This window comes from Acinetobacter sp. 228, from assembly GCF_048147885.1.
Map to the genome: position 1 here is coordinate 1 of NZ_JAYWYV010000403.1, position 1,196 is coordinate 1,196.

The window sequence follows — 1,196 nt, forward strand, 5'->3', positions numbered from 1 at the left end:
TTATTTTAGAAAGTTATAAAAATAAGCAATTTCTTTTCTCATCAAATTTATTGTGTTAGTTTTTAATACTTTAATGTTTCTATAAAACATTCATATCCAATATATAATTTCATCAATTAGTCAGCATGAAGTGTAATTATGATTCAAAATGAAACGATCGAAGTCTCGCCAGTTCAACAACAAGACTATACTCAATGGTTAGAATATTGGGTTGCCTATCAAAATTTCTATCAGGTCAATTTACCCCTCCATATCACAAAAATGACTTGGGATCGTTTTTTCGATGAAAAAGAATCTATTTATTGTGCAGTTGCCAAAAATAAAGAACGTATCTTAGGTTTTGTCACTTATATGTTTCATCGGTCTACTTGGGCAGAAAATAACTACTGTTATTTAGAAGATCTGTATGTATCTCCTGAAGTTCGTGGACGACACATTGGTAAACAGCTTATTGATTATGTACAGAAGCAAGCCACCAAACATAGCTGTGAACGTTTATATTGGCATACTCAAGAAAGCAATCAAACAGCCCAAAAGCTCTATGATTGGATTGCACAAAAGCCCGGCGTTATTCAATACCGTATGTCTTTGAACTAAGCGAAGTTAAACACCAAAAATTTTTACTCTTTTGGTGTTTTAGCTTTAATCATTTTTGACTACCCAAATAGATTGGTACTTAAAGCTTGCTGCGAATGAGTTTGACTACCTGATCAGTCACAGTTGAGCATTGATTAAATGCTGCAAAACGCTTGAGTTCCTGATCTAATTCAAAAAAGAAATGCTCTTTATCTTTTACCGTTTTTTCTAAATGTAGACTAATCACTTCTAGTTCTTTTACTGTCCGGTGTGCTTTACAGTCGATTCGTCCTACTAACTCATTTTGATAAAGAATAGGCAAACAAAAATATCCAAATACCCGTTATCAAAAGGCGAAAGTATTTTTAGACCAAAATCAGTATCCAATTGTTGCTCTATTGCAGTTACATCAACATATAAATTTTGTCCGTCGGCAAGTTTAATCGCTGATACGACACCTGCATCAAGCTGCTCTTTCAGCACGACACGCATGGTTTCTTTTAAATCATTTTTCTTTAAATAAAACAGATAAGCCTAGAGCAATTTATGTTGACTCTCATTCATCTCTGCTTTTAGCCATTCTAAAAATAGGGTTTTGCGTGGATCTTCCTCAAAAGCAC

At 33.8% G+C, this 1,196-nt stretch carries 1 protein-coding gene and 1 pseudogene; one reads left to right on the forward strand and one right to left on the reverse strand.

All coding sequences use genetic code 11. The features are described 5' to 3' along the window. The first annotated feature begins 138 nt into the window (after positions 1 to 138). Positions 139 to 597, forward strand: a complete 459-nt coding sequence (locus VXQ92_RS19380; protein ID WP_409365072.1) for a GNAT family N-acetyltransferase — start codon at positions 139 to 141, stop codon at positions 595 to 597. Positions 598 to 676: 79 nt separating this feature from the next. Here VXQ92_RS19380 and VXQ92_RS19385 read toward each other — a convergent pair. Continuing rightward, positions 677 to 1,104 (reverse strand): annotated as a pseudogene (locus tag VXQ92_RS19385) (winged helix-turn-helix domain-containing protein); the annotation flags it as partial. Positions 1,105 to 1,196: the final 92 nt, after the last annotated feature.